Here is a 20093-nt window from a genome sequence, read left to right as displayed (position 1 = left end):
GGGTTTCATTAAAGTCATAAGCCGAAAGCAAAGGCTGCGCAGGGACTAAGCCAAAGCAGTTGTAAAAAAAATGTTGCTATAAATATTTGCCATAATGAAAAAACAACTGCTTTTGTTTGCGTCTCTTTTAATTGCTGTTTTCGCCCATGCCCAACATCCGCTTCAGGATTTTTTGGACTCAGTTTCAGGAAAGTTAATTACTGACATCCGGAAACAGGGCCGGCCAAAGGCATTGCTGGAAACAGATAAATCAATCTTTAAAGCCGGAGAAACTATTTGGTTTAGAAGTTTCCTTGTAAACTCCATCTCTCAGAAAGTAACCAGGCAAAGCAAATATTTGTTTGTAGACCTCGTGAACGAAAAAGACAGTGCCGTTACCTCGCTATTGCTCGATGCGACCAGACAGCAACTTAATTCTAAGATTATTCTACCAGCTACCATCCCCCCTGGCTACTACTGGTTACGAGCTTATACAAGACAAATGGCAGAAGGAGATTCTAACAATGCTGCTATAAAACCAATATACGTAGTAGGTTCAAATGGTAGAGTCATAACAAAAAATTTCACAGCAACAAATGCATCTCCAAATGGAGAACCGGTAATACACTTTTTCCCCGAAGGCGGCAGCATTATAACAGGAGCAAATTCCACTGTTGCGGTTTCAATAAAGGATGCAATGGGCAATCCTCTAGCCACCGAAGGAGTTGTCAAAGACACTCGAGACACAATTATTGCCCGTTTCACTTCTAACAATCTGGGGCTTGCAAAATTTAATTTCACACCGTCCTACTTAAGAAGATACAAAGCTTTCTTAAACGTAAATGGAAAAGAGGTAAGTTATCCCTTGCCTCCATTTGACTTCTTCACGGGCCAAATAGCTGTTTTACAACAAGGAACTGGAGGTAAAACATTAAGAGTATTATTAGAAGATAGTATTTTTAAAAAGAATGCGGTTACCTACCTGATCGGCGTAAGTAAAGATAGTTTGTGTTACGTGGCCATAGGTCGGGGCCAATATGAAGTATCGATACCAGAGCACAAATTCCCGGAAGGCATCGCCACTTTTTACTTACTTTATAATGGCGGCAAACTATTAAGTGAAAGGAGTATTTACATAAAGGAACATAACGTATCAGTAACCTCCACCCTGCTTAAAAATACATTTTCGAAAAGAGAAAAAGTAGCCTTAAATATTTCAGTTGCTGATGCTAATCATCAGCCAATTCCGGCGCTGCTTTCTGTTGCAGTTACAGATTCTGCATTTGCAATTCCCGCTGAGGAGCTGATGTCCGGTCCCTTAAGTATTTCAAAGCAGGTTAATAACTCACCTCCAGGTATTTTAAGGAATATGAATGAGGATGAGATAGATCTCATGATGGTTTTAATCAATAACACTTACCCTAAAAGTGCCAGTCATAATGCGAAACAAAACTATAGCTACGATGATAATCTCCTGTTTATAAAAGGCAAAGCAATGGATGCAAAAGGCATCCCGGCACCAAATAAAATCTTATCCCTTATATCAAATGACGGCAAGGCTACTTTTCTGATCGATACAACAGACAATGCCGGAAAATTTATCTTTCCGGTTTATGACTATAGCGATAGCGCTGAGTTTGCCATTCACACACGCAATATCAACAGCGCTACAGAAAATATCCAGATCGAAAGAGAGGCACTGACCTTTCCAGGTTTCAGAACACCTATTGAACTAAAACATTACTTTCCATTCAACCCCGTTTTTACAAGTAAATATAGAAGTGCTTACCTCGACACAACTCCGGCCTACATAGGAAAAGAGCTGCTAAGCACAGTAACCGTTAGAGAAAAAAAGAAAAAAGATGCAACTTATAATGAAGCTTTAAGAGTAAGTCCTACATCCGTTATTATTGCCGGTGATCAGTTGGATGAAAGAAGAAACGTTGGTGACATTATACAAAATGCCTCAGGTGTTCGCATGTTGAATCGATTTTTGGTTATAGGCGGTCTTACCTCAATGAAACAACCTGATGCTACTTCTGAACCTCTGCTTCTTATAGATGGAGTACAAGCGCCGGCTATCACTAACGTAAATGAAAGCCCGGTGATTGCAACTTTAAATTCAATCAATCCAAAGGATATAGATTTCATAGAAATCCTGAAGGGGCCTGAAGGTTCTAATTATGGTATGAGGGGCGGAAACGGTGTAATACTTGTAAACATGGGGCATAACCGCCGCGACAATTTTAAACGTGACGCAAATGGTTTGCAAACTTTTTTTGTAAAAGGAATTTCGAAACCTTCACCATTTCCACTTATTAATTACGATATAAAAGAGGTAAAAGCTATCCCGAAAGTTGATAATCGTTCCACTATCTACTGGAATGGCAGCGTTTTAACCGGTACACAAGAACCGGTTAGCCTCAGCTTTTTCACCAGTGACATTCCGACTACTTATAAGATTACAATTACCGGTATAACAATTCATGGAGACCGTATTTATAAGACATTGACTTTTTATAACAAATAGGTAAAGATTACGGTAGGGTTCATTCTGATGAAAGGCATTTTCAATGCTTTCCGTTTTCCACCTATAAAAGGCAATATCCAACTGAAAAAGATTTTTTTATGATGATTGGTTATAAGGGAAATAACAAAATCGGCTTATATTCATCCATTAACAGTTTATTTAGGCAAACTGAAATACTAAGATTAATGCTACAATGAAGATTTATTTATTCCTGTTCTTATTAATCTTTTCTATTTCCATCTCACTTAAAGCACAAGTTTGCAATGGCGGTTCCGGCGATCCTATTGTAAATGTCACCTTTGGCACTAGTCAGGCCCCTCTATCCACGAAGAAAACTTCCTTATCTTTTGTTGGCGGCTGCCCATTTGATACCGGATCATATACCATTCGAAACTTAATCTTTGGTTGTGGCGAAAACCCCCAGGCTCGCTCCTGGCACATGCTAGCCGGAGATCATACTCGCGATGTTAACGGGCAGTACATGTTAGTAAATGCATCATGGGCTCTAGGTCTCACGCATTCTCCGGTAATTATACATCTAGATACAGCAACCGCGTTATGTCCAAATACAACGTACCAATACTCCGCATGGCTGGCCAATGTTATGGGTAACCTGGCCTGCGGCGGCAACCCCCTTTTACCAGACATTACTTTTACGGTTTCCTCAATATCAGGAGTCGTCTTAGCTACTTCTACAAGCGGAAAGCTTCCCGTAAGGGATGGAAGAATTTGGCAACAGAACGGTTTAACTTTCACTACACCGCCCAATGTAGATGCAGTTATTCTTACACTTTCCACCGACCCTGAACGGGGCTGCGGAAATGCATTTGTGGTAGATGACATCACCCTAAGTGTATGCGGTCCGGCAGTGCAGGCAACAATTGATGGAAAAACAGAACCGGCAAACGTTTGCGCCGATTATGCCAATCCTTTTATCCTTAACGGTTCTTACTCCAATGGATTTAGAGATCCCGTAGTGCAGTGGCAAAACAGCGTTGATAGAGGTAATACCTGGAGAGATATGCCGGGCATAACCACTTTATCTTATGCAATCCCCCGCAGAAGTATCGGTACTATTCTTTACCGGATGGCTGTTGCAGAGCGGCAGAACATAGGTTCGCTTAATTGCCGTGTAGTTTCCAATCCCATTTATACCCAAGTACATCCTATACCTCCGCACCGTGCACCACAAGATGTAGTTGGATGCATCAGCAAAGATTTACGCCTACCAGAAACAGACCCGTCCGCACTTGCCATTCAATGGACCGGCCCAAATGGCTACTCCTCAACCGATCCAAAATCTATTGTACCTAATATCAAATACGCAGACACCGGCATTTACCGCCTCAACCAATCATTTTATTTTGGTTGCACTTCAATTGATACTTTTAAATTAAATGTTTTTCCTTCTACAACTATAGCCACCCAGACGTTGTATTCAATTTGTGAAGGAAACTCCGTCGCGCTGTCAGCTACTGGTTCAGGTACTTTTAAATGGACCCCGGCCACGGGACTTTCAAATGATACGATACCTAATCCTGTTGCCTCACCTCGCGACTCCACCTTATATAAGGTTATTGTTACCAACACCTTTGGCTGCATGGATTCTGCAGAGGTTAAGATAAATGTTTTTAGAAATCCGGTTGCCAACGCAGGCCCCGACAGAACAATTGTTATTGGCGACACCGTTTTACTAAACGCCTCCATCGCCGGAACGGCAATTAATAGCTCCTGGAGTCCTTCTGTTTCCATCGATAATCCCCAACTGGTGGCACCAAAAGTTTCCCCTCGTCAAAACACCGAATACACACTTACTGCAACGTCTACCGTTGGTTGCGGTACCTCTATGTCAACTGCCGTTGTAAAAGTTTACAGAGACGTGTACATTCCCACCGCTTTTACGCCCAATGGTGATGGAACAAACGATCTATTCAAAGTATTTGCAGCAGATGGATATCGCCTTATTAAGTTTCATGTTTATAATCGTTGGGGACAAGTTGTTTTTACTGCAAAAGAAAGTAGCGAGGGTTGGGATGGCAAAATAAATAGCCAGCCACAAGCGGCGGATACTTATGTCTATTATATTGAACTGGAAAACACTCAAAGTAGAAAAATAGTAAAGAAGGGTACCATCACTTTGATTAGGTAAAAGGACTAAAGAACTTTTTTAAGAAGTTTCATTTTGAAGAATTGACGCATTTTATAACACAAAGACCCGCACTAACATTTACACTTCAGCCAATATCAAAGCAAATAAATTTCAAAAAAGTAGTAGGAAATTAGGTACCGGGCATTGTCCGCAGGTGAATCTTCGGTTGCGTCGCACTCTTGTACTTTTGCCCCAGTCAGAAGCATCAATAAAAACGAACGGATGCAGCATATGCATACATCAGCATTTCGTAAAGCAACCAATAAGATAGAAAGAACATCCTTAGAGAATAAACTTTAAGTGGTACTTACTCCTCTGCGCCAATTACAATTAAAAGTCTAACTAAAAATTACCGCAATGAGCAAGAGAAAAAAGATAAAACGTTGAAAACAAAACTTATCAGAGCGTTAGTATCACTTCTGGCCATAGGCATGCTGGTATCTTTTATCAGCCTTAATAAATTAAAGCACAAACCAAAATGGAAACTAACCTGGAAAGACGAATTCAATTATGAAGGTTTACCAGATTCTACAAAATGGAATTACGATACAGGCGGCGAAGGATGGGGTAACGACGAGTTACAGTATTACACTAAACAACGAAAACAAAATGTAGAAGTATTAAAGGGTAACCTATCTATTAAAGCTATAAGAGAAAAGTTTGAGGCAAATAATTACACTTCAACCCGGCTGGTAACAAAGGGAAAAAAAGATTTCAGATACGGGAAATTTGAAATTAGAGCGAAGATCCCAACAGGGAGAGGTTTATGGCCAGCCTGCTGGATGTTGTCTTCAAAGGAGCCTCGCATTTGGCCCGACGATGGAGAAATAGACATCCTGGAAAATGTAGGATATACTCCGGGAGAAATCACGGGCGCAGCCCACGTCAGGAGAAATAAAACAAGCAATGCTATAATAACCAGTTCAAACAGTACTACTATTTTCGATGCTTCTGATGCTTTTCATATTTATAGATTAATATGGACGCCAGAAAGATTAGAATGGTATGTAGATGATAAGCTGTTTCACTTTTATGACAAAGCCGACAGGCCGCCCTTGCACTGGCCTTTCAATGGCAAGTTTTACCTGATCTTCAATTTGGCCGTAGGTGGAAGTTGGGGCGGTAAAAATGGTATTGACGATTCAATTTTTCCACAAACTTTTATCATTGATTATGTGCGTGTGTACGAAGATCAAAACCTTTCATCTTAAGTACTAAGTCCGTTGCAGGATGAAAAGGAAATGCTTGTAGAAGGGATAAAGTAAAGTTTTGAGGTACTAGTTGATAAAAACTTGAGCATGCAGGCCAATTGACATACCTCACATTTATTATAACCAGTAAAGTTAATGATGAAGAAATTTATACTTGTTGCGATTTTGTTTTCTTGTTCTCACTTATCTGCTCAACCACCTTCCTTTGAAGTTTCAGGCAATTTTCCCGATTTATATTTCAATCATACTGTTGCAGAAGGCCAAAGTTTTTCAAGCCTGGCAAAACTTTACAACCTTTCGCCCAATATAATTGCTTCTTCCAATAAACTCCATCTTGGCGCTGACCTACCTGCTGGCCGGGTACTTAAAATTCCTGCAACAACCACCAATTTTCACCATTTCCCGGGGGCAAATTCCTTCAACAATTATATCCCCATCTATTATTTAGTAAGGCAAAATGATTTGATCAGTTTAATAAGTAAAAAGTACGGTATTTCGGATACCACCATTCAAAGAATTAATGTACTTGGCAGCAGGACTGTCAAAACCGGCGACAAATTAATTGTAGGTTATTTGAAAGTGAGAAAAGACCAGCCAACTCCTTCGAGATTACCTTCACAGCCAGATACTATAAAGCCAATAACAGGTAATGCGCCTAGTGTACCTATCGGCCCTGATACAACTGTTGTTCAAGTCAAGGAATTAGACTCGGACAAACTTTTTGAGCAGGCCCGACGGACAGCATTTGATAAGAAAGATTATACTACTGCATTACAACTCTGTTTTCAAGCCTTAAGAAAAAGCCCGGATTATAGTGATATAAGAGTTTTTGCAGGCAGAATTTATACATGGACCGATAAACTGGATAGCGCCATTACTCAGTTTACCTATGTAGTTGAACATGATCGAGACAATAAAGAAGTGTATGTGGCCTATAGTGACCTTCGATATTGGAATGAGCAATACTCAAAGGCTTTGGAAGTATGCGACACGGGCCTATCTTACTATGGCACTTCTAAAGACCTTTTAATAAGGAAAGTGAAAATATTGAGGGCTCTGAAAAGGCCGGCCGAAGCGCAGGAAGTATTAGAGAAACTTTTAAAAATTGACCGGACAAATACAGAAGCAAGGGCATTACTCCAACGGAATAAAGATGAAGTTTTGAAAAACAAGATCGGTGTTTCATACGAGTATAACTATTTTGATAAACAGTTTAGCGATCCGTGGCACATAGGCAGTTTGGACTATAGCAGGCAAACTAATTTAGGATCTATAGGGGCCCATCTTAATTATGCTAATCGTTTTCAAACAAGCGGACTACAATATGAAGTGGACGCCTATCCACACATTTCGAAGCGTTTCTATAGTTACATAAGTGGAGCATATTCAAGTAACGTAGGAGTATTTCCAAAATACAGAGGCGGTTTCTCCCTTTATAGTATACTGCCACAAAGTTTTGAAGGTGAAGTTGGATTAAGGTATTTATACTTTTCCGATGCAACTCTAATTTACACCGGTGCAGTAAGTAAGTATTACAAAAGCTGGCTATTTACTGCCCGTACGTACATAACACCAGGAGAACAAAGTACCTCCCACACTTACAACTTTACCACCCGATATTACTACGGGGGTGCAGACGATTATTTTTTGCTCACACTTGGCCACGGCATTTCTCCCGATGAGTCAATTGCTGTTTTGTTGAACAACAAACAATTCGAGAAACTCGTTACAGTAAAAGCTACTGTAGGATTTAGGCACGAATTCAAAAAAAAATATCTACTTACAATAGATGCAGGCTGGATGAACCAGGAATACAGGCCTAATACTAAGGGCAACCAATTGTTAACCGGAATAAGTTACCAGGTGAGGTTCTAGAAACAAATGAAAAGAAAATTTCTTTTTTTCTCTGTCGTCGGCATTATTTCAATTCCTTTTTGCATGTGGGGCGCCTGGCTTATTACGCCAAATAAAAAGTTAGTACTGGCAATCGTAGACAAGACAGAGTCAATGCGGGAAGGCCGACACCACATGGCACTTACATGGATTTTAAACAATGAGAAATATAGTAAAACACATAAGAAAAGCTATGATGTTAGTAACGATTACTACGGTTTTTTTCCAATAAAAAAATCTGAGTATAAAATAAAAGGACTTGAACGTTTTTCTTCCGCTCAATTGGAGCAGTTGAGTGACGACTGTGATCTTGCCTATTATGTGGATACCTATGGAGTTTACAGTAATGATTTGGCAGACCAGAATAACGATGTCAATAAAGGGACCGGTATTATATATGGAGGGATGAGTCAACAAGATCTTGATTTTTTAAAAAAGATCAAAAGCAAAAAGAAATTAATTATTGCTGAATACAATACCCTCCAGTCTCCAACGCCAATTGAAATAAGAAAGCAATTTGAAACTGCATTTGGACTTAAATGTAGCGGTTGGACATGCCGTTATTTCGAATCCCTTGATCCGGTGGAAAATAAAGACCTGCCGATGTGGGTTGTCAATAACTACAAACTTAGAAATGCAGGCAAGTGGCCTTTTACAAAGCCTGGGCTTGCTTTTGTTAGCACAATGGGAGAAGTTGTTGTTTTAGAAGACCTTGTTCATCTAAATAACCCTGTGCCATTTATTAGCATAGCAAAGTCGGAGCAAAACTATTTCAAGGTAGATGATAACGTGAAATTCCCCTTCTGGTTTGATATCATTATCCCAGATACCGCAATTAATAAAGTAGTGGCTAATTTCAATATAAGCTATACTCAGAAAGGTCGAGAACAACTTGTTCAACACAACATCCCGTTAAACATACCGGCCATCATTAGCCACGAGGGAGATGATTATGGGTTTCACTATTTCTCAGGAAGCTTTTGTTCTACAAATAAACTTTCCTCTTCTTCTTCCCATTACAAATGGATCTCAGCTTTCAAAAGCTTTCTATACAACGAAGATGACACAATGGAAAGCAGCAGCTTCTTCTGGACTTTTTACCGTCCTTTAATGTCAACAATTCTTGGTAACTATTACAAAAAGATTAAAACTTACCGCGGGAAATAACGGCTGTAGATTGAGTCGGGTAAAAGTGGAGCGCCCTTAATAACACTTTCATTCTTCTTTTTAAACTCGTTAAACGAATGTAGCATTGCCGCAACCTGTGCTTCATCCTCTACCGGGGAAGATTTTAGTCCTTGCTTTAATTTGAATAATTGCGAGTTGTTCAACAAATTGTCGCCTTCCAAAAAGTCAACCAATTCTGTCTTCGTCTGCAACAACGGGTAAGCATGCACACTATTTAATGAACGGGTTGTGTCAAGACCACTACCCATCCATGAAACCAGGGAAGGTAATTGCACCGGGTAGTGGGCTTTTATATAAGCCAGTATACTAGGGGTAATATCAAAATGCGTTGAAATCGAAGAGATTTTTGCAGTTCTTATAAGTAGAGGAGAGTAAATTAATAATGGTACATGATAACGGTCTATTTTACTCGCCATGGGTATTTCCGGCATTCTATGATCGCCGGTTATGAAAAAGATAGTATTATTGAAATCAGCCCGTTTAGAGTAAGTATTAATAAAGTTTTTGATAGCGTCGTCAGTAAACAAAATACTGGAGTATTGATACCTATAGTCTCTATACTCCTTCTTTTTATCCTCTTCAAAACCTAACTGTTGCAGCCGGTCTTCGAACTTATTGAGATATTTCTGCTGTTCGTTAACTAAAAAAGGAGTATGGGTCGACACAGTTAAGATGATATCCAGGAAGGGGCTTTTTAAAGGAGCCACCCTTGTGTCAAAATATCTTCTAAACAACTCTTTGTCGCCATAACCCCACGAAAAACCGTTGGGGCTTTTCGGCATCGATGTATACCCTGCTCCAAAAGTCTTCTCATCGTTTACCTCATCAATGTTACTCTTCTTTAAAAACAGCTGCATATTATCAAACTTCGAATCTCCACCATAATAAAAAGAAGTATGATAGCCGTTCAATTTAAGGAGACTGATCAGAGAAAGATGACGAGGCATATTATCCCCCGCTTCGGCAAAACCATTTTTGTAAAAAGGTAATGAACCAACGACAGACGGTAGTACGGCGAACGTTCTACCTCCCTCGCTTAAAAAATTTTCCCAATACAAGCTTTTATTAGCAAGGGAATCTATGAAAGGAGTAAAATTTCCAAGGTAAGCGCCTTCATTAGCGAACGCTCTTCCCAGTCCTTCTACCAATAATATCACGATGTTTGGCGGCAGGTTTTCTTGGCGCAGAAAAGGAGATAAAACATCCCGGCTACTGTCTTTGTGCAAGAATGGATAGTGCGCTGCATCTACATATTCAAATTTTGCTATCGAAGATTTTTTATTGTAATCGCCAATATAAGCGTCAGCATAAATATCAGTTTCATTTTCTTCAGGAAAAAAATGTTGAAGGGTTTGAGCTAAAAAAAAATCAGTCTTATTAAGGGAAAGGTTGTTGACAAACTCAGAACCTTGAGCAGGCCTGGGAATAACAACGAAGGAACTAAGAGTTACAGATATAACAGTTAATATAGCAATTGAGATGCGTGTTCTTTTACCCAATTTTATTTTATCAGGAATGAAATGGAAAGCAGCCAGGCAGCCAGCAATCAAAACAATAATACCCAAAACCAGTGGAATGGAAATGCTACCAGAAGCACCAACCGTTTGTTTTATATCAGCCAACGAATAACGGTACACATCGGCACCTAATGGTACTAAAGACTGCGAAAAATATAAAGTAAGAGATAGTTGCAGCAGTAGATAAATGAATGCGATAACAGCAAAAACAATTTTACTCAGTTTCTGATAAAGAAAGAATAACGGAAAGAAAATAAAAAGCTGAATTGCAGAAAACCTCAACCAAAAAAACAAGTCTGTTGCTAAAGCAGAACCATAAAGATTAAATAAGTCGACTTTAGTTGAATGTATGTGCAAATTATAAACAAGCTCAAATAAACGAAGCAGCAGCACTATGACTAAACATACAATAGACAATAAAGCAAAAGATGCAAATACATCAAATAACCGGTTTGATATTCTTTTAAACTTTCCTGTAGTGTGCATTTAAAATGCCCGGTTTTAGTTCTGAAATGTCGGTACCAAAACCACTTCTTGTCATTTCACCCCAACTTTTCTTATTTCTAAAATAATCAGTAATTCCCCTTATACTGGACCAAACCATGAAAGGGTGAAACAAAAAAGGCTCTGTTATGGCAACCAATAAAAGTTTTAAAATATCTGAAGGTCGCTTGTATTGATGATAGCTCAGGACTTCCATTAAAATAGCAAAAGCTGAATACATACAGCCGAACGAAATCATGAATAAAAGCATGGAAAAGAAAAATGACCACTTTATTATTCCAAGAATTGTAGCTGACAGAAATATTATGAAGCCTATAAACTCAACAGCCGGTCCAAGCATTTCAAAAAAGAACCAATAAGGATAACTGACAAAGCCCATCAGTCCATAACGCTTGTTGAAGCAAATTATTTTGTGAGCTAATAATGTTTCTATCGTTCCGCGCATCCATCGGTTTCTCTGTCGCCCCAGTATTTTGTAAGTTGACGGCGCCTCAGTCCAACAAAGCGGATCTGGAATGTATTTGACACAATGGGGTTCATTTTTCTCCACCATATATCTTCGCATACGCACGATCAGTTCCATATCCTCTCCCACGGTATTGGTATTATATCCACCACACTTAATTACAATTTCTTTATCAAAAGCGCCAAAAGCGCCCGAAATTAACAGCAGGCCGTTCAACCGGGTCCATGCCATTCGTCCTAGCAAAAAGGAGCGCAGATATTCAAGAGTTTGTACCCGGGCAAGATAGTTTTTTGGCAAATTTACCTTCACCAACTTTCCATCTTCTACCACACAAGAGTTTGCAATTCTTACCACTCCGCCAGATGCTATTACCCTAACCTTAGGATAATCAATAAGAGGTTTAATAATCTTAAGAAGCGCATCCTGTTCTAAAATGCAATCAACATCTATAGCGACAATATAATCTTTCGATGCAATGTTGATAGCTGCATTTAATGCGTCGGCCTTTCCACCATTTTCCTTATCAACAACAATCAATTTTTTATATACCGGATTTATGCTTTTATAAACGCCTCTCACTTGTTTTGCTGGAAGAACTTTTTCAACAAAAAAATCTACTTTATATAGTTCATACGCTATAATTAATTTTTGCAAAGACTTATCTGTACTGCCGTCATTCACAATAATAATTTCCAGGTTACTATAATACATGGCCAGTAGCGATCTCACATTATCTATTATTCCGACACCTTCATTATACCCGGGAGCTATTATGCTTACAGATGGTCCGTGTTCAGATGTAGCCAGTAAGGAATAATCAGTAGAATTGTTCTTCTTGTAATTTCTCAGAGTCTCGCCTATCGAAATCATTGCAAACAGGACGTAAAAAACCAGCATGCAGGCGCAGTAAAAGTATAAAATGTCAGTAAGGATACCCGCCAGAATTTCAAACCATATCATCATTAAACGGCTGATTTTGTATGAAGTAAAATTTCAGAATACTGGCCACCTATCTTATCACAGTATTCTTCAAGTAAATAATTGCCCTTTATACCTTGTTTGCTTAAAGCAGTCGCAGCCAAAATTCTAAATGTATCATCACCAAGAGATAATACATCCAGTAAAAAATCCGTTTGCCCCTGGTCTCCTATTTCTCCTATAACTTTTACAATAGCTATTTTATTTCTTCTGGTCTCTGTTGCAAACCTTCTGATGAGTACACTGGCCGTATACTCATTATGTATCTCTTTGAGGCATTTAACCGCAAAAAAACGAATAGCCTCACTCTTGTTCCCCAAAGCCTTTACGACTTCATTATGCATTGTTCGTTGTTTAAAAAGACCAATAAGCTTAAGCGTAAAAATTACAAGCGACTGGTTAGGAGAATCAAGTAATAGACGTAAATCAGGAATATCAGAAACAGGGGAAGTAGCCAGGATACTTAATAACTTCACTTGCTGCCACTCGGATATGGGATAGTTTAAGACGTTTAAAAACCATAGGCCGCCGAAGCCCGAAAGTCGTAATAAAGCGCTTTGCGCTTCCATTCTAATAAATTCATTTTTGCTATTTATTTCGCGGAAGATTTCCGTCATCTTATGGTTCTGCTCCATTATTGCCAACTCCTGAATTCCTTTTACAACATTATTCCAGTTTTTACTTTTAAGCTTATTAGCAGAGTCCTTATCAAGGTTTAGTGCTAAGTATAATTTTAGAAAGTTATCTCCTACCTCACCTTTTATACTTTTCCGTCCATTGATTATTTCATCTATTATAAACTGCCGGTTTGCCTTTTTAGAAAGTTGCTTTTTTAGAAAAAGAGAAGTTGACAACGCTTTATTTATTCTTCCGGAAAATGAATTGCCGCCGAGTATCTCATCAATCAAAACTTTCCTTATAGAGCCGTTTAATTTTGCATTTAATATCTCTTTTCTATTTCTTATTGCTGTATACAAGAATATTAGTGCCACCAAAAAAATGGAGATAGAAAGTTGGACTTTTACAAGAAATAAAACTTTTTGTACCCGCGACACTGACCTTGGCTGAGGTTCAATTACTTCTGCGAAGGCTTCTTTTTTTTCGGGCAACCTTGTTATTAAAGGAGCGCCTTTACTTAAAAAGTTAGCCTTATTTTTAATTACGGTAGCAACCGGAGTAGTTTGTTGATTTGATGCTAATGAAAATTTATCCTTTTGTTTCGTGTTTGAAACCGTATCCTTTCTTTTGCTATAACCCACTATTGCAGTTGGTTCAGGAGTACCCGGTGAAGCAATTTGAAAAACTTTCTGGTCTACTTTTGTTGTATGCAGGTAGCCAGCCAGAAGTATCCTTCCGTTAACCCGTCTTACCATTTTATTAGGGCCATTCTTTTTAAGTCGAAATAATGTTTTAGCGTTTCCGCGGATATAGTAAAGAGGCACCAGCAGCTCATTAGAAAAGACCCTTTTTTCTTTTGAGAAATTTTGCTTTGATAATGGTATGGTTACATATTTTGGTATAACCTCCTCATCATAGTATTCCAGGTTATTGTACTCGGCTATATCTTCTCCACGTATACCATACAGCTGACCAATAGTGGTGAATGTTTCGTGAGGTAGTACTATATGTTTAAGATGAACATTAGGGAAAACATTAGTTGTACCAGATTTTTTCTGAGGAAATAAAGAAAAGGAACTGAGGAAAAGAATCAGGGTAAAAGAAACTCGCAAAAAACGATTTTTATCACCATTAGAAAAAATGAAAATGGCGCTCATTAATTTTATACAGTTTGAATCGGTTTGAAAAATGAACCGGCAACACAAGCATTCGTCAAAACTTTTCATCTAGTTGCAATACGGTGTTGCGCCCCCTTACTTTAACCAGGCGCTTGACACGAAGAGAAAGCTCGGCAAGACTAAACGGCTTTGTTACATAATCATCTGCTCCTAATTCAAATGCCTCCTTCACAGCACTTTCCTGCCCCATAGCAGAGAGCACTACTACAATAATTTTTTTATTGAAGCCACTTTTTATTTTGGCGATAATTTCGAGTCCAGAATAGAAAGGCATCATTACATCTGTTAAAATTATGTCAGGAAGATGCTCTTCAATTTTCAACATCGCCTCTCTTCCGTTGTTTGTACTTATTACTTTATATCCTTCTTTAGTAAAAAAAGTTTCGAGGGTCATCGATATTAATGGATCGTCTTCAGCTATTAACATTACCATACATGCGTCTTATTCCGTTATCAGTTTATTGATTAAATTCTTGCTTCAATAAGAATATATCCATTGATTTTTATTAGAACAAAAATGGCTACAACTGCACATTTTCATTTCTTGGATCTGAATTAAAAAATCTAAAAGAATAAAGTCTAAATAAAAACTTACAAGAGGATTTCCAATGAAAAGGATTAGATCTTTGATAGAATAATTAGCGAGATTGGATTTGGAAGACTATGATTACTAAAGAGAATTTTAAGCGTATAAAAGTTGCAAATAAGAGCAAAAGCACTTTGAATAAATGAAAGTAATTATTGCTCAAACCCGAAACGCTTAAAAGCCTAATATCTCCCCTACTTTTAACAGCAGGAACCAAAATACTTGTAAGGAAAGTGCCATATCTAAAAGCCATTCAAATATAACTATTAAAAGTTAATAGAAAAATGCTGAGTATATAACAACGGTGAACAACTAAGACCTTTTACTTTTAAAAATAAACGCTCGCTACCATGCGAGTTGAATTAAATGGAAAAGTTGTTGGAGAAAAAACTGTTTCAACACAGACTAAACTTACTGCTACTTTCAATGTTCCTTATGAAAAAGGGGTATTAAAGGGATACAAGATGGCAAAAGGTAGATTCATTGAGTTAAGCAACAACAGGCAAGCTTACCAAGATAAGACTAAGAGCCGATGGAGTCAGATAAGGTCTGGTTGAAACGACTTCTGTTATGTTACCGGGAAATATTGGATGAGGCGCGGCTTGTAATACATGAAGTGAATATCACTGTTCAATTTGCCCTCCCCGACAATGCTAAAATGGAAGCAACAGGAAATGCAAACCTTGCAGAGATAGCAAGTTTTAAACAACCGAAAAGAAACACGTTTAGAGGAAGAGGTTCGACAATAGTGCGCCCGAGAGGCAAACAGGGTAAGGCAATTTTAAAAGCGCAAGCGCAAGGAGTGAACTATTGATTGATATAAAACGGCGTTTTTGTATTTCGATAGTTGTAGAGATTTACTCTAAATGGTTTGAAAAAAAATCTTTTTCCGCATTGCTGCCCGCTGCCACATTAGTACAAGAGTGCGACGCAACAGAAGCAATATAGATATTGTTAGCCCGGTTAATAAACTTCCTCCTATCGTTTTGCACATTCATGAGTTACTTCATAAGCTTTTCATTGAATTTGAGAATCAACTGAAACAAATCTTCGTATTCATTTAAAGGCAGCGTTTCTGCTTTGTCAAAAACATCATGATAAGCTTTAATTCCCCCCATTGTATAAAGAAAAAAAGCAGGAACACCTTTTTCGCTGAACCAATAATGATCACTGTTTGCAGCTTTGCCGCGGGCATTTATTTTTGAAAGATAATGAGTGCTATCGTTTACGGCATTAAGGACAGCAAATTGTTTTGAAAATTCAGTAGCATTTACTACAGTAATGCCTTCATCACCGGTTCCTTCGAGATCAAGGTTTAAAAGGAATCGGATGTTTTTTAAAGGAAAAAGAGGATTTTCAGTAAAATATTTTGAGCCCAGCAAACCGGCCTCCTCACCTGCAAAAGAGATAAATGCAATGGTGTATAACGGAGGATGAGCCGCATAATATTTAGCTAAGCCAAGCAATAAAGAAGTTCCGCTTGCATTGTCATTAGCTCCGGGAAAATAGGTACTTGCACCCATGCCGCCAAGATGATCGTAATGGGCGGAAATAACAATGAGAGAGTCAGGGTAGAGGGTTCCTTTGACCCATCCGCAAACATTGGCTGTTTTAAAGTCAGCCACTTCCTGGTTTTCTATGTCAGCTCGTATTGAAATTGGAATGTCGCCGGCTGCTTTTTTGTCTAATTGAATACTGGTGTAATTAGCGGCAGCTGGAGCAACGGACCAGGTTAGTTTATCTTCGAGAGAAACGATTATACGATAATTGGGATTAACAAAATGAGTACTGTCTTTTTGTTCGAGTTTCCCCGTTGCATGTACACCGCGACTATTTGGTGTTACAATGAAATCTTTACCAGGAACGAGTTTCTTATTGTTAATTAAGACTTCCATTCTACCAGGAAAGGTATTGACCGGGTAGCTAAAAGGCTGCAGGAATGACTGACCATTAATGGGAGTTAAACCAAAGCCAGAGAACTGCTGCGATATAAAAGCGGCAGCCTTAACCATTCCATTGTTGGTATAGCCCCGGCCCCAAAAAGCTGGGGAGGTAAGCGTATCAACCAACTGGCGGGCAAAAGCAACATCCTGAGACCATGAAGTAGCAGACATCAACAAGAGCAGAAAGACAAATAGTTTTTTCATAGGGAATATGTAGGGTAGGCTTAACAGAAGGGGCTAACGTATAATAAACAGGTAAAAGTCTACAAACTCCTTTCTCCAGGTGGCCTCATTGTGTTTGCCCAGGGGATTCATTACCCTGCGGGTTTCATAGTTGCCCTTTCGCTCAACTGTTGCAATCATTTTATCCATGTCGGGAACCATCGCTTCACCTTCTTTTCCCCCGGCATAGAAGTAGAATCTTTTTATGGCTCTGCCTAAATCTGCTTTGGCAACCTCATCAAAAATAGAGGGGGCAGTCCAGAATGCGGGAGAAAAAATACCTGCGCCCCCAAACACCGCCGGGTACTTAACTACAGCATATAAACTAATCAAGCCTCCCATGCTGCTACCGGCGACAAACGTATGAGATGAGTCTTTTAAAGTGCGGAACTTTTTATCGATATAAGGCTTTAAAGTAAGTGCAAGAAAATCTGTGTACTGGCTCCCCTCTCCTTTTCCGTTCTTAAAATCGTAAGGATTGTATTCGGTCATTCTTTTATCTCCACCATTATCAACGCCAATAATAATTGCTTCTTTTCCTGTCCGGCGAATTAATGTATCGAGCGTTTCATCTATACCCCATTCGCCAAAAGGAGCTGTTTGTTCATTAAATAAATTCTGCCCGTCGTGCATGTAAATGACGGGGTATTTCTTTGTGCCGGTAGCATAACTTTTTGGCAAATAAGCCCAAATTCTTCGCTTCCTGTTTAACTGGGGAATTACGAAGGCGGTATCAATTACCTTCACCTGTGCAGTGGCAGTATTAGGCTTAGGCTTATCAGGATAATCATCTTTCCAACCGGGAATATTAAAATCTTGTGCTACATCTTCTTTTACTGTGATTTCATGGTTCGATACATCTTCACCTTTCGCAGTTGTTTCAACCTTATCAAAGCCTCCACGTGTAAATTTAAATTCGTATTTCCCTGCAGGAAGATCTTTCAAAATGATAGCACGGCGTGAAAGGCCAAATGGTTTCAATTTATATTTTTCATCTCTTGGGTTCCAGTTATTGAAGTTCCCCGCAACATACACGTCTTCTAGCTTTTTTGCACCAACCTCATTTACCACCAGCCTAACGGTATATTGACCGTTACTAACATGACAGACAATAATAAATAATAAGGCGGCCAGGAAGTGTTTCATTTAATGAAATTAATTGTTTCGGGCTAACTTAAGTAGCTGACGGTTAGAAAGGATTTGAATTAGGTTTTTTTTAAGAAGTAAGTATTTTTATATTATGAAAGTGAGAATATCTGGCAATAAAATAAGGTTTAGGTTAAAAGAGCCTGAGGTAAAACAATTTCAACAAAAAGGCCTGGTTTATGAAGTTATTGAATTTGGCATTCATACAGATGAGCAATTGAAATTCGCATTAGCTGTGGCTGAATTAGATGAAATAGGTGTGCGATTCGCCTTAAATGAAACAACAGTACTGGTTCCAAAGATGACGGCTGATAATTGGACTTCGACAGAACTGGTTGGTTTTGAAGCCGAAGTTAGAACAGGGCATGGAAAAACTATTTCAATTTTAGTGGAGAAAGACTTTGTTTGCCTTGATGGACGTGAAGAAGAGAACGCCGGTTCTTATCCAAATCCGCTTCTGAATCGTTAATGGCAGAACTCTATCTCCTGATATTTCTAAGTTTAAAGAGCATCTCCCCAAGAAACGTAGTTGCTAATTCCCTTGCGGGAAAAGTAGTTTGTGTTTAAGCGGGCTTCCTTGCTTTAATAATAAATAAAACATGAGATGGTCTAAGTTTGTGCAAGTATTGTAATTTGCATCAAATTTATAACATGAAGCTTTTTGTTGCCGGGCTGCCCAACGACTTTGATGATACAGATTTAAAAGAAATGTTTGAATTGTACGGGGAAGTTATTTCGGCAAAGATCGTTATCGACAGGGAAACAGGGAAAACCAAGGGCTTTGGTTTTGTAGATATGAAAAATAAAGCTGAAGCGCTGGAAACAATCGAAGCTTTAGATGGGGCCGGCCTACCGCGCGGAAAAAAAATAGTGGTAAAAGAAGCTGAAGAACAACCTCCAAGAACCAGCAATTTCAACAGAAACAACAATAATAACAGAGGATTTAATAATAACAGGTATTAGTTTATATCTGCAATTTGTAATTAAAGTTCGCAGGAAATAATAATTAAACTCTAATAAATTCGTTTGGTCTAATATATAGTTGGCACAATTAGTGGTGACACAATACTGAAAATTAAAACATTGGCACCGGCACTACTCTGAAATAGACATAGGCCGGTGCTATCTATTTTGGGCAGTTTGTAATGCTGCAAATTATATTTACCTCTCTTAATTCACCATAACCTCATCAATAAAAACCCAACCTTTCTTTCCTTTTTCACCATGCCATTCCGGAATTTTAGCTAAGGGTGTAGCGACAATTTTAATGAATTGTAGATCTCTTGGTGAAAACTCACAAGTGATGGGCAGATTGGTATTTGGATCTCCTTTTATTGGTTGTTTTGGAAAAACTTTGCCCAAAAGACTTAACTTATTCCTATCTGGTCCGCCATATATTTCAATGCTGGTTGGGGGAAAAATCGAAGCACCAATATCCCTAAGCAAACTTAAAGTAACTGATGAGGCTTTGACCGGATCCTTAAATATTAGTAGCCCTTCGAAATTGTTATTTTGAAATCCAAGCCATTTACCGGTTCCTTTTGAAGGCTCGCTTTTTATAAGGTCCGCGAGTGTTTTACCTTCTTTGGCTTTATACTTTGCATCTGCCGGCTTTAGGAGAGCTATACTGTCTGGCCGATAACGAGTGGTAAAAAAATAACGTGAAATAACATCGCTACTATACCACCCCGACTTAACAGCTCTTGTTTTTAGCTCAAATATTTTTTGTATTTGCAAGTCATTATTGTAAACGGGAGAGGTTGTGCTATCAGGATCGGTTCCATCAGTTGTATAGCGGATAGTTGTTCCAGGTACATAATGCTTCAGTTGCACAGCTACAGGTTGTGAAACGATGGAGTCACCATTTACGACAATAGGTGGGGTAAGTTTCATAACCACTTTATCTGCATCAAATCCAGTTTCAAAACGAATTTTACCCCGTTTATTTATTGCTGCAAGTGCAGGTTTCGTAATTCCTGTATTCC

The 20093-nt window shown here is 38.7% G+C and carries 16 protein-coding genes; 9 read left to right on the top strand and 7 right to left on the bottom strand.

Annotation, left to right across the window (positions count from 1 at the left end; genetic code table 11):
- Positions 1-94 precede the first annotated feature (94 nt).
- From JWR87_RS11305 to JWR87_RS11285, 5 genes are all read left to right on the top strand, one after another.
- Complete coding sequence (locus JWR87_RS11305) at positions 95-2509, top strand: TonB-dependent receptor plug domain-containing protein (RefSeq protein WP_297819858.1); 2415 nt, start codon at positions 95-97, stop codon at positions 2507-2509.
- Positions 2510-2702: 193 nt separating this feature from the next.
- Positions 2703-4658 (top strand): gliding motility-associated C-terminal domain-containing protein, encoded by a 1956-nt coding sequence (locus JWR87_RS11300; RefSeq protein WP_297819855.1) that lies wholly within the window; start codon positions 2703-2705, stop codon positions 4656-4658.
- 383 nt (positions 4659-5041) lie between these two features.
- Entirely contained in the window at positions 5042-5869 is an 828-nt protein-coding gene (locus JWR87_RS11295) for a glycoside hydrolase family 16 protein (RefSeq protein ID WP_297819852.1), read from the top strand.
- A 135-nt stretch (positions 5870-6004) separates the two neighbouring features.
- Entirely contained in the window at positions 6005-7744 is a 1740-nt protein-coding gene (locus JWR87_RS11290) for a YaiO family outer membrane beta-barrel protein (protein WP_297819849.1), read from the top strand.
- A gap of 6 nt (positions 7745-7750) precedes the next feature.
- The gene (locus tag JWR87_RS11285) at positions 7751-8929 is read left to right on the top strand and encodes a hypothetical protein (RefSeq protein WP_297819846.1); all 1179 of its coding nucleotides are present in this window, start codon (positions 7751-7753) and stop codon (positions 8927-8929) included.
- Here the strand turns inward: JWR87_RS11285 and JWR87_RS11280 are convergent.
- Genes JWR87_RS11280 through JWR87_RS11265 form a run of 4 tightly spaced genes read right to left on the bottom strand, consistent with a single transcriptional unit; the run spans position 8914 to position 14644 of the window.
- Positions 8914-10953, bottom strand: a complete 2040-nt coding sequence (locus JWR87_RS11280; protein WP_297819843.1) for an LTA synthase family protein — start codon at positions 10951-10953, stop codon at positions 8914-8916. The two genes, JWR87_RS11285 and JWR87_RS11280, sit on opposite strands and share 16 nt — an antisense overlap.
- Entirely contained in the window at positions 10931-12400 is a 1470-nt protein-coding gene (locus tag JWR87_RS11275) for a glycosyltransferase (RefSeq protein WP_297819839.1), read from the bottom strand. Before JWR87_RS11275 ends, JWR87_RS11280 begins: the two co-directional genes overlap by 23 nt.
- Complete coding sequence (locus JWR87_RS11270) at positions 12400-14190, bottom strand: HEAT repeat domain-containing protein (RefSeq protein ID WP_297819836.1); 1791 nt, start codon at positions 14188-14190, stop codon at positions 12400-12402. The genes JWR87_RS11275 and JWR87_RS11270 overlap by 1 nt, the downstream gene beginning before the upstream one ends.
- A gap of 55 nt (positions 14191-14245) precedes the next feature.
- A complete protein-coding gene (locus JWR87_RS11265; RefSeq protein ID WP_297819833.1) occupies positions 14246-14644 on the bottom strand; it encodes a response regulator in 399 nt (132 codons plus the stop codon).
- A gap of 503 nt (positions 14645-15147) precedes the next feature.
- Between JWR87_RS11265 and JWR87_RS11260 the strand changes: the two genes are divergently transcribed.
- On the top strand, positions 15148-15354 hold the full coding sequence (locus JWR87_RS11260; RefSeq protein ID WP_297819830.1) for a DUF4982 domain-containing protein: 207 nt from the start codon (positions 15148-15150) through the stop codon (positions 15352-15354).
- Positions 15330-15611 (top strand): hypothetical protein, encoded by a 282-nt coding sequence (locus JWR87_RS11255; RefSeq protein ID WP_297819827.1) that lies wholly within the window; start codon positions 15330-15332, stop codon positions 15609-15611. The genes JWR87_RS11260 and JWR87_RS11255 overlap by 25 nt, the downstream gene beginning before the upstream one ends.
- A gap of 187 nt (positions 15612-15798) precedes the next feature.
- On the opposite strand, the gene JWR87_RS11250 is transcribed toward JWR87_RS11255, so the two are convergent.
- Together JWR87_RS11250 and JWR87_RS11245 are read right to left on the bottom strand one after the other, a co-directional pair.
- Positions 15799-16944: a M28 family peptidase gene (locus JWR87_RS11250; RefSeq protein ID WP_297819824.1), complete on the bottom strand. Its 1146-nt coding sequence runs from the start codon at positions 16942-16944 to the stop codon at positions 15799-15801.
- 33 nt (positions 16945-16977) lie between these two features.
- Positions 16978-18108 (bottom strand): alpha/beta hydrolase-fold protein, encoded by a 1131-nt coding sequence (locus JWR87_RS11245; RefSeq protein ID WP_297819822.1) that lies wholly within the window; start codon positions 18106-18108, stop codon positions 16978-16980.
- 94 nt (positions 18109-18202) lie between these two features.
- Between JWR87_RS11245 and JWR87_RS11240 the strand changes: the two genes are divergently transcribed.
- Positions 18203-18577, top strand: coding sequence for a hypothetical protein (locus tag JWR87_RS11240; RefSeq protein ID WP_297819819.1), 375 nt, complete (start codon positions 18203-18205; stop codon positions 18575-18577).
- 182 nt (positions 18578-18759) lie between these two features.
- The gene (locus JWR87_RS11235) at positions 18760-19071 is read left to right on the top strand and encodes an RNA-binding protein (protein ID WP_297819815.1); all 312 of its coding nucleotides are present in this window, start codon (positions 18760-18762) and stop codon (positions 19069-19071) included.
- A 207-nt stretch (positions 19072-19278) separates the two neighbouring features.
- On the opposite strand, the gene JWR87_RS11230 is transcribed toward JWR87_RS11235, so the two are convergent.
- A partial coding sequence (locus JWR87_RS11230; protein WP_297819812.1) for an FN3 associated domain-containing protein occupies positions 19279-20093 on the bottom strand: 815 nt, incomplete at its 5' end.

This window comes from Segetibacter sp. (assembly GCF_025963695.1).
GTDB lineage: Bacteria > Bacteroidota > Bacteroidia > Chitinophagales > Chitinophagaceae > Segetibacter.
This window is presented reverse-complemented; position numbering and strand designations above follow the sequence as displayed.

Bases quoted from the DNA above. Each gene is read 5' to 3' on its own strand.
- JWR87_RS11305 (WP_297819858.1), top strand. From the start codon at position 95: ATGAAAAAACAACTGCTTTTGTTTGCGTCTCTTTTAATTGCTGTTTTC.
- JWR87_RS11300 (WP_297819855.1), top strand. From the start codon at position 2,703: ATGAAGATTTATTTATTCCTGTTCTTATTAATCTTTTCTATTTCCATC.
- JWR87_RS11290 (WP_297819849.1), top strand. From the start codon at position 6,005: ATGATGAAGAAATTTATACTTGTTGCGATTTTGTTTTCTTGTTCTCAC.
- JWR87_RS11285 (WP_297819846.1), top strand. From the start codon at position 7,751: ATGAAAAGAAAATTTCTTTTTTTCTCTGTCGTCGGCATTATTTCAATT.
- JWR87_RS11280 (WP_297819843.1), bottom strand. From the start codon at position 10,953: ATGCACACTACAGGAAAGTTTAAAAGAATATCAAACCGGTTATTTGAT.
- JWR87_RS11275 (WP_297819839.1), bottom strand. From the start codon at position 12,400: ATGATGATATGGTTTGAAATTCTGGCGGGTATCCTTACTGACATTTTA.
- JWR87_RS11270 (WP_297819836.1), bottom strand. From the start codon at position 14,190: ATGAGCGCCATTTTCATTTTTTCTAATGGTGATAAAAATCGTTTTTTG.
- JWR87_RS11265 (WP_297819833.1), bottom strand. From the start codon at position 14,644: ATGGTAATGTTAATAGCTGAAGACGATCCATTAATATCGATGACCCTC.
- JWR87_RS11260 (WP_297819830.1), top strand. From the start codon at position 15,148: ATGCGAGTTGAATTAAATGGAAAAGTTGTTGGAGAAAAAACTGTTTCA.
- JWR87_RS11255 (WP_297819827.1), top strand. From the start codon at position 15,330: ATGGAGTCAGATAAGGTCTGGTTGAAACGACTTCTGTTATGTTACCGG.
- JWR87_RS11250 (WP_297819824.1), bottom strand. From the start codon at position 16,944: ATGAAAAAACTATTTGTCTTTCTGCTCTTGTTGATGTCTGCTACTTCA.
- JWR87_RS11245 (WP_297819822.1), bottom strand. From the start codon at position 18,108: ATGAAACACTTCCTGGCCGCCTTATTATTTATTATTGTCTGTCATGTT.
- JWR87_RS11240 (WP_297819819.1), top strand. From the start codon at position 18,203: ATGAAAGTGAGAATATCTGGCAATAAAATAAGGTTTAGGTTAAAAGAG.
- JWR87_RS11235 (WP_297819815.1), top strand. From the start codon at position 18,760: ATGAAGCTTTTTGTTGCCGGGCTGCCCAACGACTTTGATGATACAGAT.